Genomic DNA, 23,980 nt, shown 5'->3' with positions numbered 1-23,980 from the left:
ATGGCATATTAATGGAACTCGAGAGGGAAACGCTGAAGCGGGACAGCATATCAGTAGACTTTTTATCGGTTGTTGGTACAAAAAAGCAAAAACCGAACGATTTCGAATCATCGCTCGGTTTTTGCTTTTTCCTTTATACTTTTATCCCTGTCACTTGCATAGTACTAAGGTTTTTGCATGAAATTTTGCGTATAGTAATACCGATAAACACCAACGCCTAAATGGGTGTAACCATCCTTTAAAAGTGCTTCACGATGTCCTTCGCTATTCAGCCATCCTTCCACAGCAGCAGGTCCATCTGTGTATTGAGCCGCTATGTTTTCTCCAGCAGACAAGTAATAAATGTCATGTTCACTAAGCCGTTCCTTTAACCCTTCGCCGTTCTGAGAATAATGGGAAAAATAATTATTATCCGACATGTCTTTACTGTGTGAAAAGGCAACCTCTGCTATAGGATCATCCCAACTGAGCGAGCCTTTATCGTGCCGTTTTCTAATGACATTAGTAATGTCAAATATTTGCTTCTCCATACCTTTTTGTACATCTTCCCATTCTGCATCGGTTAACTCCGGTTTCTCAGGAAGCTGGCCGCGGTAGTATATTTCGTATGGACGTTGTTTCAATAAAATATCTTGGGTTACTACCCTGACAGAGGATAATTTATCCGTGAATGTATCAAAATATAACTGCATATAAGTTTGCTTGTCCAGCTTTACTAATGGGCGTACTTTTAACTCCTCGTCTGTCAATTGGAACCTATAGGAAGTAATCCCTTCCGATATAGATACTTCTTTGGTAAATTCAAAATGTGCGGCTGCTTCATCGTATGATTGTCCGATGTTGACTGGATCAATTGATAAATCTTCACCTGTTGCGAAGATAGTGACAACTTGTCCATCCTCCACACCAAATTGCATATATTGATTTTCTTCGGTGGTGTAGACCCACCAGTCGTACCCATATGAACTTTTATCTTTGCGTACTGGTTTTCCCAGCTCTTGTTGCAATTCATCCGATGTTTCCCCGATTCTGCTGTACAAATCTCCTTCCAAGTCAATATTTGGAGTAAAATGATCCGGGGTGGATTTGCTTTCCATCTTTGTTTCTTTTGTCTTTAATTTTTGTTCTACTTTCTGTACCGCTTCATCAGGGTTAAAATCCCCTATTTTAACCAAATAAAAAACCCCCGCGCCGATCAGTAACAGCACGATCAACCTTCCGATTCCTCTCATAGCCCTTTAAACTCCTTTTTTACCTGTTAAATAATTATAATAATCGAAAACCGACTTTATGAAAAGAAATTGAGGAAACCCATTTTTCTTAAGTCACATGCTACGGTTCGCCCTCAACGTGGCGCTACTTTGTACAGGAATGATAAAAATATCCTCTTCTTCAAGCTGCTTTGACTTCACTAGAAGGATGTAGTCGACCACCTTTTATCCTTTCGTATAATAAAATCTAAAACAGACCGTCCCTTTGTCTTTCAGGGACAGTCTGTTCCATTCAATTGTTACAACTTAGTGAAGTTCCGGTCGCTCAGAAATTTCTTCCAGAGCATGACCTGCAGCTAAATTAGATTTTTCTTCCAACGCCAAATCTCCAAGCGAAACGATTCCCGCCAACTTACCATTTTCAACAACTGGCAGACGACGAATTTGCTTTTCAGCCATTAAGCTACTTGCTTCTTGAACGGAAGTATCGGGAGCTACAGAGTAAAGTTTCCCACTCATTACGTCACTTATTTTAGTCGAAGGACTTTTTTCCCTCGCCAATCCGCGTACAACCAAGTCTCTGTCCGTAATCATCCCAAGCAATTCTCTATTGGTCCCGCATACGGGGACAGCACCGACATTATGGTCTGTCATGATTTTTGCCGCTTCAGTCAACGTATCATCTGCTGAACAAACAGAAAGATCAGTTGTCATAACCTCTCTTAGTTTTTTCATTGCAGTACCTCCTCGTTGTATTATGAATGGTACTCCCCACTCTGTAGGTATTCTTCCCCTAAACCCTTCATATAAATCGCACTTCCTTTATAAAAACTTCTCTTCCCTATAAGATCTTCTCATTAGTGAAATGGACTGAAATGATCCGTACAATAATAATTGCAACTTATTGCAATAAATACTATTATTAGATTAGATACACAATTTTTGCGAGGTGGAAGTAATGAGAATAGAAGGAACAGGAATCGAAGGAATGATCATGGACTTAAAACCCTTGGACCATCTAATGGATGAAATCGCTTTTGTCCGTGCCGGACAATGGGACTATGAAAGGGTCACATACGATTATAAAATCGGGTCTGCAGAGAAAAATATCACTTATTACATAAGAATCCAGGGATACGCTGTTGAAGGCGAAGTAGACCGGGGGGACGCAGTCATCAAACTTACGACGCCTTTATTGGGAAAACATTATTATCCGCATGGAGTCGAGTATGGAGAAGGGGAAGATTTCCCGGAAAGTGTCATCGACCGTACAAAAAGTTTGTTGGCGAAAGCAAAGAACGAATTAGACAATTTCGCGAAATAATGTATTACTGCTGCCGGCTTATGTGCCGGCAGTTTTTTCTCCTTGTCGTTTAACTAATGTTGTTGATTTTGTTCACAAGAAGTTAATTGTTTTTTCAACAAACTTACAAAAAAACATGTTATGATTAACCTTAGAGAATGCTGTTGTTTGCCTGCTTAAAACGCGTTACTCTCAGAATTACTGCCCTGGGGCAGTTTTCTTTGTATACACCACTACGTAAATAAGTTCGACGCAACCGTATTTATATTTTGTTCACATGCAGGAAAGGAGATACATAATCAATTGTTCCGTTACTTGTCAAAACGCCAATGGATATTAATTATTGCAGCGATTCTTATTCTTATAGCTGGATATTTCATTTTGCCGGTGTCTGTACCCTTAATCTTGGCTCTTCTGACCGCCATGTTTTTGAATCCGGCCATTCGATGGCTCCAATACCGTTTTAAACTGAACCGCAAAATATCGGTAACGGTCATATTTTTGATTTTTTTGCTCATTATTAGTCTTGTCGGAACTTATTTTGTAACAAGAGCCATCACCCATGTCGTCAACTTTGCCGAAAACGCGCCGTCTTATGTGAACCAGCTGAATACCAAATTTACGGAATGGGAAACAGATATGGATCGTTTTACCGAAAATCTCCCTGCTGATTTTGTAGCGGAGGTGAAAGATGGATTTAAACGTAATATTGAATTACTGAATACAAAAGTTAAACAGTATTTTGAATTAGATAAGATTGCTTCGGCAGCGGCTAAAGTACCTGAATACCTTGTCAGCCTGCTCGTTTACTTAATCGCATTATTTTTATTCATGCTTGAATTGCCCCGCCTGAAAGCAATGTCTTACAATCACCTAACAGAGGAAACAGCAGAAAAAGTAAAGTTCATGAATGCCCGTCTGTCCTATGTCGTACTTGGCTTTTTGAAAGCACAGTTTCTCGTAAGCATCATAATATTTGTCGTATCGCTAATTGGACTTCTTTATATCACACCGGAAGTCGCCATTATCATGTCGATTATCATTTGGCTGGTTGATTTCATCCCGATTATAGGTTCCATTGTCATACTAGGTCCATGGGCCTTGTATATGCTTTTGGCCGGTGACACAGTTATGGGCATTCAGCTTGCTGTATTGGCGATCATCCTGTTGGCGATTAGAAGAACCGTAGAACCGAAAGTAATGGGTCGTCATATCGGACTTTCTCCTTTAGCAACACTGATTGCCATGTACCTCGGTCTTCAGTTAATAGGAATTATCGGCTTTATCCTGGGGCCTTTGCTGGTTATAGCTTTTAATTCAGCGAAGGAAGCTGGAATTATTAAATGGAACTTTAAAGTATAGTCGTACAGTAGGACAAAAGCGCAAGCGCCTGTTTAAAGGAGTACAGGCTAGAGTCGCCACGTCCTGTGGCAACGCCTGCATGACCCACATCGTTTGGGCCTCCGACAAGCTTAAGAACAGCCTCGGCGTGGCACTTTTTGCCACACAGAGGGTGGGCTTAAGACCTCGAGGGGGTAGGCGCTGGAGCTGGACGTGGCTGGTTCAGCCAATAATGATCCACAGTCAATTAAATTTATAATTTCCTGTAGAGTAGAGAACTGATTTCTAGAGGGTAGCCTTTCGGCTATCTTCTTTACTTTCAGCTCCCCCTCATCAAACCGTACGTGAAGTTTTCCCTCATACGGCTTTCCGACGTTCTTCTTCCTTTGGCTTTACGGTGTTAACTTGCCAACTTCACTAATAAGTATTTAACTTCTTCCGCAGTATCTTGGAATTTGGCATGTTTTTTCCGTCTGTTCCTTTTCTTGTTATTAAACAGATTAAGACGAGTTAACACATACCAGTCGATGCGATTTAACCACTTCTTTCCCATCGGTGATAATTGATAGTAGTTCTTAAAACCTTGAAGTCTACGGTTCAATCCTTTCACTAAATCACGAATATCCATAAATAATTTATGGCGTGGTTCGGTATATTCCTTGATTTTGGTTCGCATCTTTTTCATGGCCTTCTTTGATGGTACGTGGTTCATGATATAGAATGTACGACCACCTTTCTTGCGGATTGGAAATTTCCGGTGATGTAATCCAAGAAAATCAAATCCATCTTTGTCATCCCATATATTCACTAATCTCGATTTATCCTTGTGAATGGTAAGGTCAAGTTTATTCATAATGGCCTTTATTACTTGCGCACTTTCCTGTGCCTCTTGTTTCCTCTTGCAGATAACCACAAAGTCATCTGCATAACGAATAAGTTTACCAAAATGACTGAATTTCTTTTCCCATAACCTGTCCATTGTATTCAAATAGATGTTCGCGAGAAGTGGCGAGATAACTCCACCTTGCGGTGTACCAGTTATGGAGTTTCTGAGCTTCCCTTCTTCCATAATTCCAGCTTTTAGCCATTTTCGAATAAGTTTTAGCACTCTTCTATCGCTGATACGCTGTTCAAGAAGTTTCATTAATTTATCTTGATTGATATTGTCAAAGAAACCTTGGATATCGACGTCCAATACCCAATAGGATTTCTTACTCTCTTTACGTATTTTAGCGATAGCTTGATGCGCATTTCGTTTTGGACGAAAGCCATAGGAACATTCCTCGAAGTCCGCCTCAAATATTGGTTCAATCACAAGCTTCGTTGCCATTTGAACTACTCGGTCCTTAATTGTTGGGATTCCTAATGGTCTTTGTTTCTTGCCATCACCCTTTGGAATGTAGGTTCGAAGAACCGGTTGTGGATGATATTTCTTATCTTTTAACTCAAGTAGAGCTCATTGAGAAAGTTCTTCTCTCCATAAGCCATGATATCTTCCAGCGTTTGTTCGTCGACACCTCCACTTCCTTTTCTCCGCTTCACGCGTTGCCATGCATCCCACAAGATATCCGGGCGATAAATCTTATCATATAGTGCATGAAACCGACGAGTATCACTTTCCTTGGCACAAAGGTATAATGTTTTCCAGAGTTCTTGAGCTTTTGCATTACTGGCGTAGTTAGCCATTTTCTTGGCATTCACTGACTCTTACCTCCTTTGAACATATGAACGAAGTAGGGTATTGGCTTGTGCCGTCCTTCCCTAGACAATGTTGTGTTGTCCTTGTCATCATTGGTACTATGACCCCCTCCGACTCCCTCTCAGTCCGTCAACCATTTCACCGATAGCTTATAGGTATCTGTTTTACTTCTTTCGAAGTGACCGAGGAGGGTATCCCCAGTTCCATTAATTACTGTCTTAACATGTCGCTCTCCATACCCCGAGGGATCCTTCAGTGCTGTACTCCAAGTTCTACACACCTTCCATGGTCTTCGCCCATCGTATAGAGGCTCGACTTCCCTTGCTCCTCCGAAGAGGGATTTAATTGACGAAGCTGCAAGATTCACTTCATGTTACAACCTGTTAAGTTGCTCGCACTCCGAAAGGAGTTGCTTTGTCACAGGGCTTCAACCTTAGGGTTTCTCCACCAGTCGCCTGTCAGCTACTGAGCGTCTTGGCACTTACTCAGACTGGACTTTCACCAGTAAGCAATTAATAGCGCGCTGGGCACGCATACAATGACAAAAACAGCCTATCCCTTTTACCAGGTAGGCTGTTTTTTTTACAAGGAATTGGTTCCTTGGATGCTCTTTTTTTGGACAGCTCTTCTTTTTTCATATACCAATATGCCTTTCTCATTGGCAACTTTTTTAAAACCATTCTTCTTAAGTACACGTTGAGAAGCAACATTCTCCTTGTCACAGCAAGCTCTGATCTTTTTTATTTGCTGGTAAAAAGCCCATTGACATAGGGAACTTACAGCCTCCGTTGCATAACCTTGATTTTGTTTCTTTTGTAGAATTCGATAGCCGATTTCTACCGTCTTTTTCTGTTCGTCAAAAGCTCTGAAACCCGCCTCACCGATTATCCGCCCCTTTCGTTTGTCCCGGATAATCCACGGTCCCATGCCGAGAGATACTTTTTTCTTCTCCAAATCTTCCAAATAATAAGGGAGCAATGCTTTCAATGAATAATGGGGCCATTCTACATCATATGGGATATGTTTCTCATAATAATACTCCATCGGGTTTTTGATAAGCATTTGGCCTTCTTCTAATGTAACAGGTTCTATAAGCAACCGTGCGCTTTCTATATCCATCTAAACCGATCCTTTCGTACGTGTTTATATAGCCTATATACCATCGGATTCGAAGAAATAAACGTACGAGCTCTTTAAAAGTGGGAAATGAAAGTAATTTATCAGCACAATGGTAAAAATCCTGTTGAAGCAAAACTAACTTAATAAAAGGGCTGTCCCATCTTGTATTATGACAATTGGGACAGCCCTTTCCGGGTGTTCGAAACTCCATTTACAAGCCGAGGATTGCTTTGATCATACTGGTAGTTTCCCCGCCATCAAAAAAGATATACAACAGTAGGTAAACTGCTACACCAGTTATAGCAGTAAAAAACCAGATAATACTCGTAACTGGACCGATTTTACGATGTTTCTTGATTTTTCTTTTAAAAGCCAAGGTCAGAGTCACAATTCCAAAAACAGCCCCTACTGTTGCAAGGATAATGTGAAAAATCAAGAAAACGGTATAGTATAGCTTGATATTATCAGGACCTCCGAAGCTGGTATTACCAATGAAAATGGTCCGAGACATATAAATGATAAAAAACAGCAAAGCGCTAATCGCAGCTGCTATCATCGTACGTTTATGAGCAGCGAACTTATTTTTTGCAACTAGATACCAGCCGATGGCAATAAGTACAGCACTCAATACGATAAAAAACGTGCTGATCGTTGGCAATATAGGCATAAGACTTTTACCTCTCCCTGTTCTGAATAGTTCGATTTATGCTTCTGTAGTTGTGTTTGTTGATGGCAACGGATCGACCCTGTCCACACTTTTATTGAACCAGCCAAAGAAAATCCGGGCTAAAACAAACCCATAAACAATTTCTTGCATGATTTTCATCAGAATCCCACCAAGCTGCTGGTCCTCCAAGACTGGAATTGGTGAGAACATTTGTGGCCCTGTCAACGGAAGTCCGTTTAGAATGGACTGCGGGACACAAAGCGACATTGCTTGAATCCAACCACTTGTCTCACTATAGGTGGCATATAGCGACTGTCCAGAAAAAATAATTAAACCGCAAGCAGGTGTTATCAACACCCCGTTAGCAAATATATAACCAATTTTCATTAGTGGGGATAGTTTGTCCATTTCTTTGATAGGTGTAAAAATCGGCCACCAAACCAAAAATGCCGCTACTAATATCACTGTCGTGATGACAGCATGGGCAATTACATTTGCTTTTGCAAAATCGAATATGACTGGCATATGGTACATAGAAAACAACCCGTTGAACAATAGTAAAGCGATCAATGGTTTTGTCAAAAGGTACAGCACCTGTTTTAAACCCGGCACCGAAAAAACGTTTCTCCATATCCACTCTGGGATACCTTTGATGATCAAAATCGGAAAAACCAAATAATACAGCGACATTTGTACCATGTGGGAAGTAAACATGATATGGGAAAGTAGATCGATTGGTGATCCTTTAATTAGATAAAGAATTACCAATCCAGTGTAAAAATAAATCAGCTGTTTTGAACTTGGCCTTGCTTTATCAGTGAACTTCTCTCTGAAAGTAATGGTGACCAAGTAATATAACAAGCCAAGTGCGATAACAAACAGCAAATAATAAGGACTCCATAGAGCTCGAAAACCAAAAATTTGTAATTCCAGCCACATAACAACCTCACTCCATCTAAAAAATTGCTTCTTCCATTATAACGCATCCCGAAACCTTGTTGAGCGTGTATTGTGACAATTTAAAAACAGATTGACATCCCGTACACTCCTACATTATATCGCGTTTCCCTGTTTTTTTGAAATCAATAGAACAACTCCCAATCAAACACCTAGGTTTATTTCAGCGATAAGTTCCCACTAGATATAATTTATCTTACCATGATGTGAGGTTTTTTTAACCATTAAAAAAGGGCCCGGGAATAGTTCCCCGGGCCCTTTATGTTTTACCACCAAATCAAGACAGATAGAGTCAAGACAGTCATAAATGCAACAAATGCTCCAGAATATATCATCAGAGCTGGCATTTCATGTCCCTTGTGGCTCATATGCATGAAATAATATAGTTGGAATCCAACTTGAACTGCAGCCAGTACCAGTAAAATCGGTATCACAAACAACTTGCTTAGATCTGCCTTCACCATTCCGAATGCGATGAGCGTAAATACGATCATCAATGCAAAGGTGATAACCTGTTGTTTCATTTCTTCCTTGTTTTTTTTGCGTTTATAATTTTCATGAATATTGGTGTTCTCGGCCATGGCTTAGATCACCCCCATCAGATAAACAACTGTGAAGATAAATACCCATACAACATCGATAAAGTGCCAATACAAGCTGGCAATATAAAATTTAGGTGCATTGTACAAGTTCAATCCGCGTTTCGCGTTCCGTACCATCAAGGCAATGATCCACAGTAAACCGAATGTCACGTGTCCCCCGTGGAATCCGACAAGTGTATAGAACGCCGAACCGAATGCAGAGGAACGGAGTGTAAACCCTTCGCCATGGATGTAATGATAAAACTCGAAAAGCTCACAGCCCAGAAAACCAAGTCCCAGAAGAACAGTGACTCCAAGCCACAGCTGCATTTTGCCGAAACTGTTGTTTTTCATATGGTACATCGCATAAACACTGGTAAGTGAACTGGTTAATAGCAACATGGTCATAATAAATACTAATTCCAGACCAAATAATTCTTCTGATCCTGGTCCATCATTCGTCGAATTTCTCAATGCAAGGTAAGTACCAAACAGACTTGCAAACAACACGGTTTCTCCACCTAGGAAGAACCAGAACCCTAAAAATTTGTTCTTTCCTTCTAATGTAGCTCTTTCGGGCTGTTCCGGCATTGTTTCCGGATTCAATGTTTGATCACTCATTATTGTTCAGCCCCCTCTTCTTCTAAATCTTCTTTATGGATATGGTGTCCAAGGTCGTCTTTCACCGATCTGATCAACATGCATCCAAGTGTAATACCCATGCCAAGAATCACTAACCATAGGTATGACAAATTGTCGACCTGATAAATAAAACCGAATCCTGCGATGAACAGACCTAGCGACATGATAAATGGCAGAATGGATGGATTCGGCATATGAATGTCATCCAGCGGTTCTGCTGGAGTGATGCCTTTCCGTCCTTCCATTTTTTCAATCCATAAAGGATCAAGTCCACGCACCAATGGGGTTTGTTTAAAGTTGTAATGAGGCGGTGGAGATGGAATCGACCATTCCAGCGTTCGTCCGTCCCATGGATCCCCGCTTACTTTTGGTGCTTTAACGGATGTATAAATGACATTGATGACAAACACGATAGCACCGATTGCCATTAAAAACGCACCGATACTGCTCACCAGGTTTCCTGTATCTAAATCCTGTCCCGGCAAATATGTCCAGTAACGACGAGGCATTCCCATCAATCCGAGGAAGTGCTGTATAAAGAACGTTAAATGGAAACCGGCAAAGAATGTCCAGAATGTAATTTGTCCCAATGTTTCATTAAGAACTTTACCAAACATTTTCGGCCACCAGTAATGCATGGCGGCAAACAGGCCAAACACTACCCCGCCGACAATGACATAGTGGAAGTGGGCAACAACAAAGTACGTATCATGGTATTGATAGTCTGCTGCTGCAGCCGCTAACATGACACCAGTCGTACCACCAATCGTAAACGAAGGAATAAACCCTAACGCCCATAACATGGCAGAATTGATGGTTATAGTTCCACCCCATAAGGTGAACAACCAGTTAAAGATTTTGATACCTGTTGGAACCGCAATTGCCATTGTTGCAATCGCAAAAATAGAGTTGGCAGCAGGTCCCAGACCGGTTGCAAACATATGATGCGCCCAAACCATGAATCCTAGAAAACCGATCAGTGTGGTCGCAAACACCATTGCTGTATAACCGAACAATCGTTTTTTCGAGAACGTTGATAGTACGTCACTAAATACGCCGAATGCAGGAAGAATCAGAATGTAGACTTCCGGATGTCCGAATATCCAGAATAAGTGCTCCCAAATAACCGAGTTACCGCCCATCGAAGCATTGAAGAAACCAGCTCCGAACAAACGATCGAACATTAACAAAAACAAGCCGACTGTCAATGCCGGAAATGCAAAGAGAATCAATGTGCTTGTTACAAGTGCTGTCCAAGTGAATAGCGGCATCCGCATGTAAGTCATTCCTGGCGCGCGCATATTGATGATGGTGACAAGGAAGTTAATGCCCCCAATCAATGTACCTGCACCGGATATTTGCAGACCCAGCACATAAAAATCAACACCATGGCCCGGCGATACAGCTGACAGCGGTGCATAGGCAGTCCATCCTGCGTCGGGAGCTCCTCCGAGGAACCAGCCGCAATTAAGTATAAGGCCGCCAAACAGGAATAGCCAGAAACCCAATGAATTCAAAAACGGGAATGCTACATCCCTGGCCCCTATTTGTAATGGAACAACAGCATTCAGGATAGCAAATATTAATGGCATTGCAGCCAGAAAAATCATGGTCGTTCCGTGCATTGTCAATAACTCATTATAAAAACCAGCGCTAACAAAATCATTATCTGGTTTTATTAGCTGAATACGGATCAATAGTGCTTCTAGTCCACCTACCAGGAAAAACAATCCACCAGCCACTAAATATAAATGGGCAATCTTTTTATGGTCGACAGTGGTTAAGTAATCCCAGATAAATGCGCCGAAGCCTTTTTTTTGCGCAACTGCTGTACTCAAGCTTTTAAACCTCCCTTAACCTCTTCCATCCCTTTTTTACTCGTTTGTCTCTGCACTTTCAGGAGTAATATCCGATGGTTGTAATTGTAGTAAATAGTCAGCGATTTTTTCCGCTTCTTCCTGCGTGACATCATAATTGGCATCTGCCATTTTGTTTCCCGGTTTCATACTTTCTGGGTCCATGATCCAATCAACGATGTTATCTTTGGTATGTTCTTTCACACCTGCCAAAGTGGTTCGGTCACCGAAATTTGTCAAATTCGGACCAGTGGCAGCTGGAGATGCGCCAATCGCATGACAGCCGATACAGCTGTTATCCTGGAATAATTGTTGACCTTCTTGAGCGTCAGCTGTTTCCGGTTGTGCTTCCGGATCCACATTTTGCATATCTTCCACCCATTGGTCGAATTCTTCAGGACTTACAGCGATTACTTTGAAGTCCATCAATGAATGAGATGTACCACAAAACTCAGCACATTTTCCATCGTAAACTCCTTCTTCATCAGCTTGAATATACATGGTGTTTTCGTTTTCTGGATGCAAATCCATTTTACCGGAGAGTGCCGGCACCCAGAATGAGTGAAGTACATCACTGGTTTTCATATTCAAATACACTTTTTCACCAGTAGGGATATATAAGTCCTGGCTTGTTTGAATTTCTTCCCCTTCATAATTAAAATGCCACCAGAACTGGTTACCAGTTACGTTTACGTTCAGTGATTCATCTGCAGCGCTTTCGTCTGCCAGATCAAACGTAATAGCGACAGTAGGAATCGCAATGATGACAAGTAATATAATAGGGATAACGGTCCAAATCACTTCCAACGCTTTGTTCCCCTCTGTTTGTGGTGGAATGTAATCCTCTCGCCCTTTTTTCTTTCTGAAACGAACAATGACAATCGCATAAATCACCATTACGACGACAAACACAAAAATCATGACGCCTAAAGAAATATTGATAAGGTTCAAGGCAGCTTTGGATCCATAACCTTTAGGTGTTAAGGCACTTAGATTTTCTTTTCCACAGCCTGATAGTACAAGCATCAAGAAACCGAATATACCGAGTGCCCGGAACTTTCCCATCCAACCTTTCATTCGAATGATACCTCTCTTTCTCTTGTGTCCTTTTATTTAAATAATTAGAATACACAGGTGTAAGTTCGTTAGTATGTAAGCAGGACGGCTTGTTAAATCCACCGTAACACAATTGAAGCCAAGGTACGAACAAGCCGAATCAACCTGCCAATTAGTGAACTTTTCAAACGTATTCTAAATTAATTAACAACACCCGGAAGTGTTACTAATACCATAGTTACAAATAGTATCATCAAATAATTCAAAGAATAAACAAACATAAGGTTTGCCCACTTCCTGCTATTCTTCATAAAAAAGCCGCTTATGCCCATAATCAGCCAGCCTGCATTCAACAGTCCGGCAATGATCAGAAATATCTTCCCCAATGAAAATAAGTAAAACGGCAGTGGCAATAAACAAGCCACGTAGATAACCATTTGTCTTCTTGTAATGGCAAATCCATGAACGGCTGGAAGCATCGGTATGCCCGCCGCTTTATATTCTTTACATTTTTTAATGGCCAGCGCCAAAAAATGCGGCGTCTGCCATAGAAACATGATCAAAAACAAAATAAAAGCCGCAGCATGCGGGCTTGGATCAACTGCTGCCCACCCGATTACTGGTGGTACCGCACCTGACAAACTGCCGACAGCGGTGTTAATTGTGTACCTTCTTTTTGTCCACATTGTATAAAGAACAACATAGGCAAACCATCCAAAAGCTCCTATCAAGGCAGCTTCCATAGTCGTGAACGACAAGAGCACAACCCCTGCCAATGAAGTTAAAATCCCCATTGCAAGAATTACTTTTAGAGGTATGCTCCCGGTAACAGTGGGACGATTTTTCGTCCGCTTCATGATTGGATCGATATCCCGGTCGTAATAATTATTTAATATGCAGCCACCGGCAATCAACAAAGCCGTACCAGCCACCATCAATATCAACTTACCCCAATAATCCGACAGAATACCCCCAGTAAAATACAGCGCCAGCCAGAATCCGGCGAAAGCAGTGATCAAATTGGAATTTATGATACCTACTTTAATGAGAGCCATTATATCCGCCCAGAGAGCAGACTTATCTTCGCTGTCTGTCTTCCCTATTACATGAGAAGAAGTTGCTTCTACTTTATTCATTCTAGCCTACAACCCTCCTTCCAGCTCCCTTTACAATCAAACGCGTGTGATGAAAAGCTTTCGTCAGCTTTCATCTCTTTAAAATAGATGGTTGATCGTCAATGTTGTTAGTATAACCTATTTTTAACAACTACGCAGGTTATATCCATATTGTATCACGGATTTGCTATTCCATCTATTTAACTAAACGCCGTAAGACCGGCTTTACGCCAAAAATAAAGATGACAATTTTGTGAACGACAGGGCAAAAATAAAATTAAAGGCCAGAAGCCTTTAATCAATATGGAAGTGCCGAAACTGCGGTCGAATCAACTCTTACGGCGTCGATTAATAAGACGATCAAATCCTCATATTTATTTCTAGCAAACAAATATCAACAATGCAAGGCTTTTTTTGATTTTTTTATAGTGAAAATAGCCGTCAAACATGGTAGTATAACCTTTGTATGTTTGGACGTGTTATCTGATCAGCTGATTTCAGCCTAAAAAACTCTTCCACTAAGATTGTGAGGTGGAACCTTGGTTAAGTTCCTTAAAAGTTTATCTATCATAGCCACAATTACCATGATGCTTGTTCTGCTCGGTGGTGCCCTGGTAACCAAAACCGGTTCCGGCATGGGCTGTGGAGCAAACTGGCCTATTTGCGAAGGCGAGCTTTCAGCAGAATTGATCATTGAATTAAGCCATCGTCTTGTCTCGGGAGCCGCCGGAATCATTGTACTGCTGTTATCGGTTTTATCCTGGAAATTTGTCGGCCATATCAGAGAAGTGAAATTTCTATCTTTTGTTTCCATTTTCTTTTTAGTACTGCAAGGCTTGATCGGCGCTGCTGCTGTATTGTGGTCCCAGTCCGATTTCGTTCTTGCCATGCATTTCGGCATCTCGCTGATTTCATTTGCGGCAGTGTTTTTACTTACCTTGCTGATTTTCGAAATTGATCAGAAGTTCGACGCGCGTTCCCTGATCATCGAAAAAGGAATTCGCCGCCACTTTTACGGCTTATTCATTTATATATTGTTGGTTGTCTATACGGGCGCACTGGTGCGTCACGCTCATGCAAGCCTGGCATGCCGGAGTTGGCCATTTTGTGATAACCGAGCACCTTTTGCCCTCGAATTTCACTTTACACAATGGATTCAAATGGGTCACAGGTTGGCCGCAGGTTTGGCATTTGTTTGGACATTATACTTAATGGTTAAGATTTACCGCCGTTATCAACATAATCGCGTCATGCTCTGGGGATGGACTGCGGCATCTCTTTTGATGATCACCCAGGTTGCATTGGGTGCAATCGTGATTTTCAGCATGGTCGATTTGACTGCTGCATTATTTCACGCTTTGATCATTTCTATTTACTTTGGCGTTCTCAGCTATTTTATCTTGCTTTCTTCCCGGAGCGCCAAACACGAAAATTGAACTGCATATGGCTAACACGAACAAAGAGGCCGGGACAAAAGCATAGCACCAAAGCAAAAACCGAACGAATTGGTGGATCGTTCGGTTTTTGCTTTGATCACGCTACTTTTGTCCCGGCCTCTTTTTCTTTTAGTCGTATATTCTTTCAGCATGTTTATGATTACTGCGATTGCGACCAGGACCTCCGCTGTCTTACTGTTCTTCTGTTTTTGTCGTATTCTTTATCATCTGGTATCGTTTCTTTTGTTATCCGTTGTTCATTTGCACGAACAGATTTTGCGATGTTGTTGAGAATTCCTGCGGAGATCAATAGGATCAGCAAGGAGGAACCTCCGTAACTGACAAATGGCAGTGTCACTCCAGTTATCGGTAAAAGTCCACTTATAGCGCCAAGATTAATAAATGCCTGAATACCGATCATGGAAGAAATACCGATTGCCAATAGAGAGCCAAAACTGTCTCTGCATTGATTCGCGATGTATAACCCACGAAGTACAATCGCCGCAAGCATTCCAAGAACAACGATCACGCCGAGGAACCCTAGCTCTTCTGCAATGACAGCCATGATAAAATCCGTGTGGGGTTCAGGAAGGTACCCGAGCTTTTGGATGCCTTGTCCAAGCCCTTGTCCCGTTAACCCACCTGTACCAATGGCCAAATAGGACTGAATGAGATGGAAGCCGTTCAAGTCAGGATCGTCAAACGGCTGATAGGCGCCAGTAAATCGGGAAATTCGTTCAGGAGTAACCATTTTGGTTGCTGCCAATCCGATTATGACGATAACAGCGCCACCCAAAAGGAAAAGATGACGGAATTTTATACCTGAGCTGAATATAACCGTGGCAGCTATCATCAAAATAATTGCTGCAGTACCAATGTCAGGCTGTTTGATAATCAACGCCAATATCATTCCTGTCATGACTAAAGGCGGCAGTACCGCTTTGAAAAAATCATCTATATATTGCTGTTTTTTGGAATAAGCAGATGCCAGGTAAATGATCAGTCCAAGCTTCGCCAATTCAGCTGGCTGCAGTCTCAACGGCCCCAAAACCAGCCATGACTTAGCATTGTTTACTTCCTCTCCAAAAAAAAGAACAGCCACCAACAGTAGAAAAATCACCATAATCATCGGCTTGATAAGCTTTTGGTAATGGCGGTATGCAAACATGCTGCAAAACAGATAAAAAACGAAGCCAAGTCCAAACCAAATCAGCTGCCGAACCATGAAATAATTGCTTGGTACGTCATTTTTTATAACTGCAATTACCATACTGGCACTGTAAATCATCACAATACCGAATGCAGTCAATAGCAACGGGGTTATAAAAAGCGTGAAATCTAAATCTTTCCATTTCTGTTTCAATGTGATGACTCCTAACTATGTATTGATAATCAATTCCCTTTAATCCAAATTTCACAGTTATATAAAATATACCATAGGGAACAATGATTATATATAGGTACAGCTGCATAGTTTGGTACAAGGGACAAAAGCGCAAGCGCCTCTTTAAAGGAGTACAGGCTAGAGCCGCCACGTCCTGTGGCAACGCCTGCATGACCCACATCGTTTGGGCCTCCGACAAGCTTAAGAACAGCCTCGGCGTGGCGCTTTTTGCCACATAGAGGGTGGGCTTAAGACCTCGAGGGGGTAGGCGCTGGAGCTGGACGTGGCTGGTTCAGCCAATAATTATCCACAGACAATTAAATTTATAATTTCCTATACAGTAACAAAAAAACCCCGCCGGATTTTGGCAAAGGTTTTCCTCTTATACGACAGAATTCGCCTGTCCTTCTCTACGATTTTTGAGCTGCTTCATGCAACACGTTCAATTGTCTTTCGAGATTTTCCAGCAATGCTTTGCCGTCTTCCTCGCTGACCAGGTTCAACCGGACTGCAAAATCAATTTCACGCGACAAACCAAACATTTGCGTATCTAAAACCTCTTCATATAAAGGACACTGAGGCATCGTCAGGTTATCCATTTGTACTTTAATCAATTTCAATATTTTATTTGCATCAGCCTCTAGAAGGGCATAGGCTTTATCACGATTGCTAACAGCCACTTCAGGTATCACAAAATCCCCTCCGTTTAACAGACTCTCTTCTATTTATATTAGCTGTTGTCCGAAAAAAATGCAAGGTAAGAACAGAAATATCTTCTCTTTCGGAATTAATTTAACTAGGGATACCCCCCCGCAATAGATGAAATTCAACACCAAGTCTGCTATTCTTGTAAACGAATACTATAATAGAGATAGAAAGGGACTGGTACAGATGATTGTCCAGCTTACGGGAAAAGTAAATTATCAAATCACATTGGATCCGACTGTGTGGATTTTTGACGATCGAAAAATAGAAATGGAAAATGCCTTTACCGATTCGACGGACTTACCTGAAGAGGATTCAGAAGAAGCACTGAAGCGGGCTTCAACTCGCTGGGAGCGCGAAGTCACCCAGCAAAGCAGCAAACCGCCAGTAAATAGAAGCATCAACCGATTCGAGAAAGAACAAATTTTGAAGGGAACATACCTCATGCCCATTAAAGACTTTCTCAAAACGGCAGAAATAGAAGCAGGTGCAAGCCAGGCAAGACTTGTCTTAAACAACGAGGAAAAAATTATTTCTTTACCGCTTTTAAAAGATTCATTATTTTTATTTGCCGAAAACGGAAAACCAGTTAAAGAGAACGGTCCGGTTCATGTTTACTTTGCTGACGGTTCTAATCGTGATGAACCAATCAAAGGAGTAACCAAAATAATTATTGAATGAAGAGTGAACCAAATGCTTTCGTTGCATGCCTGCTTTTTATAGCGCTCAATGGAGTAAGATTTGCCACGCAAGAACCTCCATTACTAGGACGAGTGCTCAGCTGATAGCACTCCTTCCGCGGACGGCGGGTGAGCCTTATCGGGATCTTGTTCTGAAAAGTCTCACCTAATCCTTCCTCACGGGATATCCACTTGTATTCTTCCTTACTGACTTTCCTGTCTTCAACCAGAGTACTTCAGCATTGCCTCTTGAACTTTGATCTCACTTCCGGCAAGAAAATTTGTATAAAATAAGTTAGTCAAAGGGATCCATAATGATAACCCTCGATTTTTCAGAAAACAGTTGATGTTTATGTTGATCCATATCGCACTGCTTTCCCTCCTTTCCATGCATAAACTGAGCAGGAATTGAAATGATAGGAGTAAAAGGAGGAGTGCCCTTATGTTTACCCGGTTTATTTTCCTATGTGCAAGTGTTTTGTCGCTGGGACTGGTATTGATGGGCTGTCAACAGGAGGAAAGCTTGCCTGATCAACAGAACCAGGATCCGACCATTCAAGTGGAAAACTCTGACCCCGGAGACGGACAGCAAAAAAATTACACGAATCAAGAAATAGCCGATCACTTGGCAAGCTTGGCTGCTGATGTACCAAACGTAAATGATGCTTCCTCAGTAGTAGCTGGCCCCTATGCAGTAGTCGGAATAGATGTAGACAAGGATTTAGATCGTTCGCGTGTTAGTACCATTAAATACTCCGTGGCGGAAGCGCTCCATCATGATCCATACGGGAAAACAGCAATTGTCATAGCAGATGCTGATGGAATGGAACGAATCAGGCACATGGCTGACAAAATTCAACAGGGCCATCCTGTCCAAGGTTTTGTCGATGAACTCTCCGCAGTAGTCGGTAGATATATGCCGGAAATCCCCATCAATGATGATCAGCCTGAAGAACCTGATCAAAATAAAGAAGTAATACCAGAAAATGAGCAGCAGGAATTAGATGATATCGAGAATGATCAGTCCAATCAACAAAAAAATCAGTAACGAGCATCAAATCGAGGTTTATCATCTAAGGAGGGAGGATGAACCTCGTTTTACTCGCCTGCCCTTTTCTGTTTAGCCAGTTTATTCGCAAAAAGGATTAGATGTATGTCCCTCGCCTATGTTACAATGGTAGAAATAATTACCGCGAGGTGATAATAATATGAAAGTAAAATGTGTCTTATGTGACATTATTGAAAATATAGACAGCAACTGTTTGCAGGCAAAAAGGTTACGCAACCGCCGAATTCATATGTATATTTGTAAAACTTGCTACGACAGAGTGGAAAAGAACACGAATAAGCGACATGCCACGGGAAATTTTAAGTTATACAAAGAAAAGAAAAAAAAGAACAGCCTGATATGATACAAAAAAGAAGAAGGAACGTACGCTCAAATGGCAGCAGGTACGTCCCTTCTTTTTTAATTATTTTCAATTTGGTTATTCCGTCGTTTTCGGTCTTGAGCCAGCCGGAAACGATAAATCCCAAGCACCAGAGCTATAATGACCAGACACTCTGCCATTGGAAGTTTAAGACCAAGCATTGCAATGATAAAAGCTCCGATAAATAAAAAGATATAGACAATCAAAGATTTAAGCAGCGGTAATTTTCTTGCAAAACCCAATTTATAACAAATTGCCAGCAGGATACCAATCGTCAAATACAACAAAAGAAAACCAATCAGGAGGTCGCCATTTGCCGCCGTATTAAACAGGAAGTCGACAATGGGCAAATTGTTGCCTATATCGATTGCTTCATTTGTTTCCTCCACCTTTTTCACTCCTTCTTTCCGAATCATTCCCCCATCTATCATACTAGAACATCATCTGCTGTGCTAGCATAAGAAAAGATCATTTTCATTTACAGGAAATTCCGTTATACTTAATGGTAGAAGATTAGGGGTGAGAGTCATGAAAAAGATTCAGTTACCGATGCTGCTGTTGGCTGTTTTAGTTATAGCAAGTTTCGTAGCAGCAGGGGTTGCAATTGGGTTCCGAAACTATTTGTGGATGGTTTTGTTTATTCTGGCAGGCTTTCTGTTGATGGGATTCGGACTGGCGAGAAAACGGAGAAGGCAGTCGTTTTCCTGACTCAGGTAATCATACGCATAAAGGGATATCCCGATAGGACGGGATAAAGAGGAATCATCAGCATAGGATAATTGCTGATGATTTTTTATGCTTATAGGAACGCTTTAAAGGGATCTATACTGAATGTGGTGGTCTCCCCTGTCGTGATGCGGGTTCGTACAGTGTGCAAAGTCACTTTATCATAGAATTAGTGGAGATTAAAGATAAACAAGACCGGAAAAGGACTGGAGGAATGTCTGGAATGGATGCGTGCTTCAAACATAGAGGCATTTCGCCGTGTAAGAAAAACCTTCATGTGGTGGAAACAGTAGGATGTCGAGGGGATAAACAATACGATAAAAATTATAAAACGAGATTCCTTTGGAACCAGAAACTTTGAACGTTTAAAGCAAAAAGTCTTTTGGCAACAAGCGGTTATAAAGGCTCTATAAAGCGAAATAACGGAGCAGAGGAATTGAGCAAGACTCCTGCGAAAAAAAAACGGGCTGCTCTTAAGTTTATTCACTTAGGAGCAGCCCATTGTTTCATTTCAACTCGATATATTCTCCTACTAATTCCTCCTGGATATCGCCATTGCAGGATAAGAGGGTGTTTTGTTCCAGTATGTTGATCGGACTGCCATCAGCTTTCGTTGTCAAGCCGCCAACTTCATTGACTAAGACCATTCCACCGGCAATATCCCACGGTGCTAGCTTCATGGTCAAGTAGCAGTCAGCTATCCCTTCGGCCACATAGGCGAGTTCTAATGCAGCGGAACCATACGATCTCGTTCCTCTGACTTTTCTAACGAGAGACTGCATTTTGGTTTCTTCTATCTTATGATTCGGACATGTCCAAAAATTATTTAGAATTAAAATCGCTTCTTCTAATGGAAGCTCCTGCTTTAACTGTGGAAGTTTTTTTTCATTCCGGTATGCTCCTTCGCCTCGCCGGGCAGCATAAAGTACATCATCCATCACATTGTAAATCAATCCGATTTCCCCAACCCCGTCTTGGTAAATTCCAATGGAAATGGCAAAGTTTCGTTTTTGGTGGACGAAATTCATCGTTCCGTCAATAGGATCGATTATCCAGATGACCCCTTTATCACTATCTAAATTATCTCCGTACCCTTCTTCGCTAAGTATAGAATGGTCAGGGAATTCCCTTCTGATTTTTTCCGTAAAAAACTTCTCCGTCTGTTGGTCCATATGTGTTACTAAATCATTTGCATTGGATTTCGTATCTATCCTTAATGGTTCATCTATCGCTGTCCGTATATTTTCTCCTGCCTCAAGAACCCACTGTTTCGCCGTATCAAATAGCTGTTGTCTTTCTTCTCGTTTCATACCTAACACACCTTTTTTCATATTTGCCTACCACTTATAAAGGTTAGGAAGCCACCCATTATATTCTTTCTTCATTCTAAAGAAAAACACACCAGATTTCCAGAGCAATCCCTCTTGTCTTTCTCGGCCATCAAACAAGCGTAACTTGAATCCACTTCTGCGCTTCCCTTTCAAGTGAGCACAGCTTCCCATTTTTAATAAAGAGAATAAAGAGAATCACGACTCATCATTATCTGTTCCAGATGGTTGAAGCGTATATCCGTTTCTAGCGGTAAATTAGAGGAATACCAAGCAGATTTCCTGCTTGTAAACAAAAAGTAAATTCACCGAAGGGGTCCCCCACGACCAAAAAGCAACACTCTTTTAAAAAATGCTATAAAAAAGAACGAGCATGAGCTCATTCCTTTTAAGACAGTGCCAGCATTTCCCGGCGTAATTCATTCAATCGTTGTTTGGAAATATCCATTGCTTCCTGGTCGTTATCTTTCATTGCATCATACAAGGTAATTAGTTCATAATCGATTTCCAATTTTATTACCGGGAGCTTTTCTTCAGCCTCTCGCTTTTTAATTGCTTCCATTACGTATTTCATTTTATCCCCTTCCCTTTGATTATTTATGGTCGTTTTTTATCCTGCTATTTATCTTTTACGTTTTGTTAATTTTTTATTACCCCTCTGACCATCCCTTTAAACACAGGCTGTTCCGTTTGTTCTGCCTGATTACTATGGTAAAATAAATTTAGCAATATAATGGAGGGAAGAGCGTAACATGGAATTTAACGGTTTTACGAAAGAAGATTTTGCTACTTTTGATATCGATGGCTTGGATGCCAGAATGGAAGCAATAAGAGAACGCATCCAGCCTAAGTTTCAACTTATCGGAAGTGAATTGACAGAGCACCTCGCCGCACAACTAGGGAACGAAATGTTCTTACATATAGCGCAGCATGCCCGAAGGTCTGTTAATCCACCAGCAGATACTTGGCTGGCGGTAGCTGCTAACAAAAGAGGGTACAAGAAGCACCCACATTTTCAAGTTGGGTTGTTTGATGATCATGTGTTTATATGGTTGGCATTGATTTATGAGCTTCCAGAAAAACAAACAATAGCAAAAACATTCCTGGACAATTACGATGCTTTGAAACAGCTCCCGGATGATTTTGTAGTCTCTCTTGACCATACCAAGAAGGAGGCAATGCCGATTTCCGATTTAAGCGAAGAAAATCTCATCAGGTTCAGAGATGTGAAAAAAGCAGAATTTCTAGTAGGGAAACATATTAATCCGGACAGTCCTACTGCTAAAAATGGCAATAAATTCATGGATGAAGTGAAACAAACCTGCGAAACCCTCTTACCTTTTTACAAGCTTGCTATTTCATAATCCAGAATACAGAGAGCAAAGCCGTTTTACGAAAGTAGTAGTTACCTTTGGAGTGTTGAAAACAAATAAAATCACTTGGTCTATTCCAAGTGATTTTTGTTTTTCTCCGTTTATGTAATTACATTTTTATCTTTCCCCCAGTACCGGCTTCATTTGCTTTTTTTATTGTCCGATAGCAAGAGTAACCAGATTCTTTTTCGAATTTACCACAAAGCTGTTTTTCTTCACTTTTCGAAGGAACAATTTGTTTAAACCGAGTATATGCCAGCATCAAATCATCACGCTTCACACCGCTCTCATAAGCCTGCTCCACCAAGGAATAAAAATTGACCACATCGATGATTTCCTGCTTTGTCCATGTCTCTTCAATTGGATAACTATAGTTCACAGACTTTCCTCCTTTCCTACACTCCAAGTCCTTCGGATGTCGGCCGCCTCACCCATCGTTCTTTTGATTAAGTGTTTCACGCTGGGAATATCGCTTATTCTTGCCGAAATTTGGCCTCCCCATCCAAATCCGTTTGAACCCTCTCCTTCGTAAATAAACCGTTTATTCGCTTCCCCACTTATATAAGGCTGTAAAACTTCATACCCGGGATTATCTTGCTCCAATTCTACGATCTTTTCTGTCCATTTATTGCGCAGTGCTCTAGCGGGAGCGCCAAGCGAACGCTTAATAACCAAAGTATCGTGCTCTCCTGCCTCTAAAAGGGCTTGTTTATACGCTGGATGAGCATGGATACATTCCTTGGTGGCGATGAACCTTGTCCCCATTTCCACTGCTTCAGCACCTAAAGCCATAGCAGCCATCATCCCTTTTCCGTCTCCGATACCGCCAGAAGCAATCACTGGAATGGATACGGCCTCTACCACTTGCGGAGTCAAAACAAATGTACCTGTGTCTTGCCTCCCTAGATGTCCTCCACCTTCCTGTCCTACCACAATAACAGCATCTGCTCCTAACTGCTCTGCTTTTTGTGCTTGCCGTTTGGCGGCTACAAGCACCAATGTTTTAATCCCTGTGCCCTTCGTCATCGTTAGCACTTGTTCGGGGTTCCCTCCGGTTACCGTTATAACAGGAACTTGTGCATCGATTGCTGCTTGTACCATCCCTTGAAACGGACGGCGCTGCTGACCAATGGAAAAATTGACGCCAAATGGTTTGTCTGTCTTTTCCTTCACTTTTACTATTTCCTGCTGCAATTGTTTTTCAGTTGTAAGGCTCATTGCCGTTATTTGTCCTAGTCCACCTGCCTCGGATACAGCGACGGCTAGGTCCGCATAGGCCAAATATGCAAGACCTCCCTGAATTATCGGATAATCTATTCCTAGTAACTCCGTTATCTGGGTATTCCATTTCATTCTATCCCCCCTCTTTCT

The 23,980-nt window shown here is 41.5% G+C and carries 28 protein-coding genes; 9 read left to right on the top strand and 19 right to left on the bottom strand.

Annotated elements, in window-relative coordinates; genetic code table 11:
* Window positions 1-164: 164 nt before the first annotated feature.
* Window positions 165-1,232 carry a CAP domain-containing protein gene (locus ERJ70_RS08385; RefSeq protein WP_209368563.1) on the bottom strand — a complete coding sequence of 356 codons (1,068 nt, stop codon included), beginning with the start codon at window positions 1,230-1,232 and terminating at the stop codon, window positions 165-167.
* A gap of 285 nt (window positions 1,233-1,517) precedes the next feature.
* Window positions 1,518-1,946, bottom strand: a complete 429-nt coding sequence (locus tag ERJ70_RS08380; protein ID WP_209368562.1) for a CBS domain-containing protein — start codon at window positions 1,944-1,946, stop codon at window positions 1,518-1,520.
* A gap of 223 nt (window positions 1,947-2,169) precedes the next feature.
* Here ERJ70_RS08380 and ERJ70_RS08375 point away from each other — a divergent pair, with 223 nt between their 5' ends.
* Complete coding sequence (locus ERJ70_RS08375) at window positions 2,170-2,535, top strand: YugN family protein (RefSeq protein WP_209368560.1); 366 nt, start codon at window positions 2,170-2,172, stop codon at window positions 2,533-2,535.
* 282 nt (window positions 2,536-2,817) lie between these two features.
* Window positions 2,818-3,876 carry a sporulation integral membrane protein YtvI gene (gene ytvI / locus ERJ70_RS08370; RefSeq protein WP_074597481.1) on the top strand — a complete coding sequence of 353 codons (1,059 nt, stop codon included), beginning with the start codon at window positions 2,818-2,820 and terminating at the stop codon, window positions 3,874-3,876.
* Between the two features lie 379 nt (window positions 3,877-4,255).
* On the opposite strand, the gene ltrA is transcribed toward ytvI, so the two are convergent.
* The 10 genes from ltrA to cyoE form a co-directional block, all read right to left on the bottom strand.
* Window positions 4,256-5,254, bottom strand: a complete 999-nt coding sequence (gene ltrA / locus ERJ70_RS08365) for a group II intron reverse transcriptase/maturase (protein ID WP_245208193.1) — start codon at window positions 5,252-5,254, stop codon at window positions 4,256-4,258.
* Between the two features lie 41 nt (window positions 5,255-5,295).
* Window positions 5,296-5,556, bottom strand: a complete 261-nt coding sequence (locus tag ERJ70_RS20020; RefSeq protein WP_245208154.1) for a TetR family transcriptional regulator — start codon at window positions 5,554-5,556, stop codon at window positions 5,296-5,298.
* A 580-nt stretch (window positions 5,557-6,136) separates the two neighbouring features.
* Window positions 6,137-6,673: a GNAT family N-acetyltransferase gene (locus ERJ70_RS08360; protein ID WP_209368558.1), complete on the bottom strand. Its 537-nt coding sequence runs from the start codon at window positions 6,671-6,673 to the stop codon at window positions 6,137-6,139.
* Between the two features lie 211 nt (window positions 6,674-6,884).
* A complete protein-coding gene (locus ERJ70_RS08355; RefSeq protein WP_209368557.1) occupies window positions 6,885-7,340 on the bottom strand; it encodes a DUF420 domain-containing protein in 456 nt (151 codons plus the stop codon).
* Window positions 7,341-7,376: 36 nt separating this feature from the next.
* Entirely contained in the window at window positions 7,377-8,279 is a 903-nt protein-coding gene (gene ctaG / locus ERJ70_RS08350) for a cytochrome c oxidase assembly factor CtaG (RefSeq protein ID WP_209368556.1), read from the bottom strand.
* A 284-nt stretch (window positions 8,280-8,563) separates the two neighbouring features.
* Complete coding sequence (gene ctaF, locus ERJ70_RS08345; RefSeq protein WP_209368555.1) at window positions 8,564-8,878, bottom strand: cytochrome c oxidase subunit IVB; 315 nt, start codon at window positions 8,876-8,878, stop codon at window positions 8,564-8,566.
* A gap of 3 nt (window positions 8,879-8,881) precedes the next feature.
* The gene (locus tag ERJ70_RS08340; protein WP_209368554.1) at window positions 8,882-9,499 is read right to left on the bottom strand and encodes a cytochrome (ubi)quinol oxidase subunit III; all 618 of its coding nucleotides are present in this window, start codon (window positions 9,497-9,499) and stop codon (window positions 8,882-8,884) included.
* Window positions 9,499-11,358, bottom strand: a complete 1,860-nt coding sequence (ctaD, locus tag ERJ70_RS08335) for a cytochrome c oxidase subunit I (RefSeq protein WP_209368553.1) — start codon at window positions 11,356-11,358, stop codon at window positions 9,499-9,501. Before ctaD ends, ERJ70_RS08340 begins: the two co-directional genes overlap by 1 nt.
* 36 nt (window positions 11,359-11,394) lie before the next feature.
* Window positions 11,395-12,453 carry a cytochrome c oxidase subunit II gene (gene coxB, locus ERJ70_RS08330; RefSeq protein WP_209368552.1) on the bottom strand — a complete coding sequence of 353 codons (1,059 nt, stop codon included), beginning with the start codon at window positions 12,451-12,453 and terminating at the stop codon, window positions 11,395-11,397.
* Window positions 12,454-12,632: 179 nt separating this feature from the next.
* Complete coding sequence (gene cyoE / locus ERJ70_RS08325) at window positions 12,633-13,568, bottom strand: heme o synthase (RefSeq protein WP_209368551.1); 936 nt, start codon at window positions 13,566-13,568, stop codon at window positions 12,633-12,635.
* 518 nt (window positions 13,569-14,086) lie between these two features.
* On the opposite strand from cyoE, the gene ERJ70_RS08320 reads away from it, so the two are divergent.
* Window positions 14,087-14,983 (top strand): COX15/CtaA family protein, encoded by an 897-nt coding sequence (locus tag ERJ70_RS08320; RefSeq protein WP_209368550.1) that lies wholly within the window; start codon window positions 14,087-14,089, stop codon window positions 14,981-14,983.
* A 160-nt stretch (window positions 14,984-15,143) separates the two neighbouring features.
* Here the strand turns inward: ERJ70_RS08320 and ftsW are convergent, their stop codons facing one another.
* The gene (gene ftsW / locus ERJ70_RS08315; protein ID WP_209368548.1) at window positions 15,144-16,346 is read right to left on the bottom strand and encodes a putative lipid II flippase FtsW; all 1,203 of its coding nucleotides are present in this window, start codon (window positions 16,344-16,346) and stop codon (window positions 15,144-15,146) included.
* A 431-nt stretch (window positions 16,347-16,777) separates the two neighbouring features.
* On the bottom strand, window positions 16,778-17,059 hold the full coding sequence (locus tag ERJ70_RS08310) for an Fpa/YlaN family protein (protein WP_026570491.1): 282 nt from the start codon (window positions 17,057-17,059) through the stop codon (window positions 16,778-16,780).
* Window positions 17,060-17,186: 127 nt separating this feature from the next.
* On the opposite strand from ERJ70_RS08310, the gene ERJ70_RS08305 reads away from it, so the two are divergent.
* The 3 genes from ERJ70_RS08305 to ERJ70_RS08295 all read left to right on the top strand — a co-directional run bounded on the left by ERJ70_RS08305 (window position 17,187) and on the right by ERJ70_RS08295 (window position 19,164).
* Complete coding sequence (locus ERJ70_RS08305) at window positions 17,187-17,753, top strand: hypothetical protein (protein WP_309507407.1); 567 nt, start codon at window positions 17,187-17,189, stop codon at window positions 17,751-17,753.
* 441 nt (window positions 17,754-18,194) lie between these two features.
* On the top strand, window positions 18,195-18,800 hold the full coding sequence (locus ERJ70_RS08300) for a YhcN/YlaJ family sporulation lipoprotein (protein WP_209368546.1): 606 nt from the start codon (window positions 18,195-18,197) through the stop codon (window positions 18,798-18,800).
* A gap of 160 nt (window positions 18,801-18,960) precedes the next feature.
* Window positions 18,961-19,164, top strand: coding sequence for a YlaI family protein (locus ERJ70_RS08295; RefSeq protein ID WP_074597493.1), 204 nt, complete (start codon window positions 18,961-18,963; stop codon window positions 19,162-19,164).
* Window positions 19,165-19,220: 56 nt separating this feature from the next.
* On the opposite strand, the gene ERJ70_RS08290 is transcribed toward ERJ70_RS08295, so the two are convergent.
* Entirely contained in the window at window positions 19,221-19,571 is a 351-nt protein-coding gene (locus tag ERJ70_RS08290) for a YlaH-like family protein (RefSeq protein ID WP_245208153.1), read from the bottom strand.
* 139 nt (window positions 19,572-19,710) lie between these two features.
* On the opposite strand from ERJ70_RS08290, the gene ERJ70_RS08285 reads away from it, so the two are divergent.
* Together ERJ70_RS08285 and ERJ70_RS20230 are read left to right on the top strand one after the other, a co-directional pair.
* Window positions 19,711-19,890 carry a DUF5325 family protein gene (locus ERJ70_RS08285; protein WP_209368542.1) on the top strand — a complete coding sequence of 60 codons (180 nt, stop codon included), beginning with the start codon at window positions 19,711-19,713 and terminating at the stop codon, window positions 19,888-19,890.
* A 323-nt stretch (window positions 19,891-20,213) separates the two neighbouring features.
* On the top strand, window positions 20,214-20,321 hold the full coding sequence (locus ERJ70_RS20230; protein WP_209369223.1) for a hypothetical protein: 108 nt from the start codon (window positions 20,214-20,216) through the stop codon (window positions 20,319-20,321).
* A gap of 93 nt (window positions 20,322-20,414) precedes the next feature.
* Here ERJ70_RS20230 and ERJ70_RS08275 read toward each other — a convergent pair whose 3' ends face one another.
* Together ERJ70_RS08275 and ERJ70_RS08270 are read right to left on the bottom strand one after the other, a co-directional pair.
* Window positions 20,415-21,218, bottom strand: coding sequence for an inositol monophosphatase family protein (locus ERJ70_RS08275; protein WP_209368540.1), 804 nt, complete (start codon window positions 21,216-21,218; stop codon window positions 20,415-20,417).
* A 406-nt stretch (window positions 21,219-21,624) separates the two neighbouring features.
* Complete coding sequence (locus tag ERJ70_RS08270; RefSeq protein WP_209368538.1) at window positions 21,625-21,810, bottom strand: YkzI domain-containing protein; 186 nt, start codon at window positions 21,808-21,810, stop codon at window positions 21,625-21,627.
* 178 nt (window positions 21,811-21,988) lie between these two features.
* On the opposite strand from ERJ70_RS08270, the gene ERJ70_RS08265 reads away from it, so the two are divergent.
* Window positions 21,989-22,600 carry a YktB family protein gene (locus ERJ70_RS08265; protein ID WP_209368536.1) on the top strand — a complete coding sequence of 204 codons (612 nt, stop codon included), beginning with the start codon at window positions 21,989-21,991 and terminating at the stop codon, window positions 22,598-22,600.
* 118 nt (window positions 22,601-22,718) lie between these two features.
* On the opposite strand, the gene ERJ70_RS08260 is transcribed toward ERJ70_RS08265, so the two are convergent.
* Together ERJ70_RS08260 and ERJ70_RS08255 are read right to left on the bottom strand one after the other, a co-directional pair.
* Complete coding sequence (locus ERJ70_RS08260) at window positions 22,719-22,988, bottom strand: UPF0223 family protein (protein ID WP_209368534.1); 270 nt, start codon at window positions 22,986-22,988, stop codon at window positions 22,719-22,721.
* On the bottom strand, window positions 22,985-23,962 hold the full coding sequence (locus ERJ70_RS08255) for an NAD(P)H-dependent flavin oxidoreductase (RefSeq protein WP_209368532.1): 978 nt from the start codon (window positions 23,960-23,962) through the stop codon (window positions 22,985-22,987). The genes ERJ70_RS08260 and ERJ70_RS08255 overlap by 4 nt, the downstream gene beginning before the upstream one ends.
* Window positions 23,963-23,980: the final 18 nt, after the last annotated feature.

This window comes from Sediminibacillus dalangtanensis, from assembly GCF_017792025.1.
GTDB lineage: Bacteria > Bacillota > Bacilli > Bacillales > Amphibacillaceae > Sediminibacillus > Sediminibacillus dalangtanensis.
This window is presented reverse-complemented; position numbering and strand designations above follow the sequence as displayed.

Coding starts and splice junctions, on each gene's coding strand:
- ERJ70_RS08385 (WP_209368563.1), bottom strand. CDS start 1,232: ATGAGAGGAATCGGAAGGTTGATCGTGCTGTTACTGATCGGCGCGGGG.
- ERJ70_RS08380 (WP_209368562.1), bottom strand. CDS start 1,946: ATGAAAAAACTAAGAGAGGTTATGACAACTGATCTTTCTGTTTGTTCA.
- ERJ70_RS08375 (WP_209368560.1), top strand. CDS start 2,170: ATGAGAATAGAAGGAACAGGAATCGAAGGAATGATCATGGACTTAAAA.
- ERJ70_RS08360 (WP_209368558.1), bottom strand. CDS start 6,673: ATGGATATAGAAAGCGCACGGTTGCTTATAGAACCTGTTACATTAGAA.
- ERJ70_RS08355 (WP_209368557.1), bottom strand. CDS start 7,340: ATGCCTATATTGCCAACGATCAGCACGTTTTTTATCGTATTGAGTGCT.
- ctaG (WP_209368556.1), bottom strand. CDS start 8,279: ATGTGGCTGGAATTACAAATTTTTGGTTTTCGAGCTCTATGGAGTCCT.
- ctaF (WP_209368555.1), bottom strand. CDS start 8,878: ATGGCCGAGAACACCAATATTCATGAAAATTATAAACGCAAAAAAAAC.
- ERJ70_RS08340 (WP_209368554.1), bottom strand. CDS start 9,499: ATGAGTGATCAAACATTGAATCCGGAAACAATGCCGGAACAGCCCGAA.
- coxB (WP_209368552.1), bottom strand. CDS start 12,453: ATGAAAGGTTGGATGGGAAAGTTCCGGGCACTCGGTATATTCGGTTTC.
- cyoE (WP_209368551.1), bottom strand. CDS start 13,568: ATGAATAAAGTAGAAGCAACTTCTTCTCATGTAATAGGGAAGACAGAC.
- ERJ70_RS08305 (WP_309507407.1), top strand. CDS start 17,187: ATGAAATTCAACACCAAGTCTGCTATTCTTGTAAACGAATACTATAAT.
- ERJ70_RS08300 (WP_209368546.1), top strand. CDS start 18,195: ATGTTTACCCGGTTTATTTTCCTATGTGCAAGTGTTTTGTCGCTGGGA.
- ERJ70_RS08295 (WP_074597493.1), top strand. CDS start 18,961: ATGAAAGTAAAATGTGTCTTATGTGACATTATTGAAAATATAGACAGC.
- ERJ70_RS08285 (WP_209368542.1), top strand. CDS start 19,711: ATGAAAAAGATTCAGTTACCGATGCTGCTGTTGGCTGTTTTAGTTATA.
- ERJ70_RS08275 (WP_209368540.1), bottom strand. CDS start 21,218: ATGAAACGAGAAGAAAGACAACAGCTATTTGATACGGCGAAACAGTGG.
- ERJ70_RS08270 (WP_209368538.1), bottom strand. CDS start 21,810: ATGAAATACGTAATGGAAGCAATTAAAAAGCGAGAGGCTGAAGAAAAG.
- ERJ70_RS08265 (WP_209368536.1), top strand. CDS start 21,989: ATGGAATTTAACGGTTTTACGAAAGAAGATTTTGCTACTTTTGATATC.
- ERJ70_RS08255 (WP_209368532.1), bottom strand. CDS start 23,962: ATGAAATGGAATACCCAGATAACGGAGTTACTAGGAATAGATTATCCG.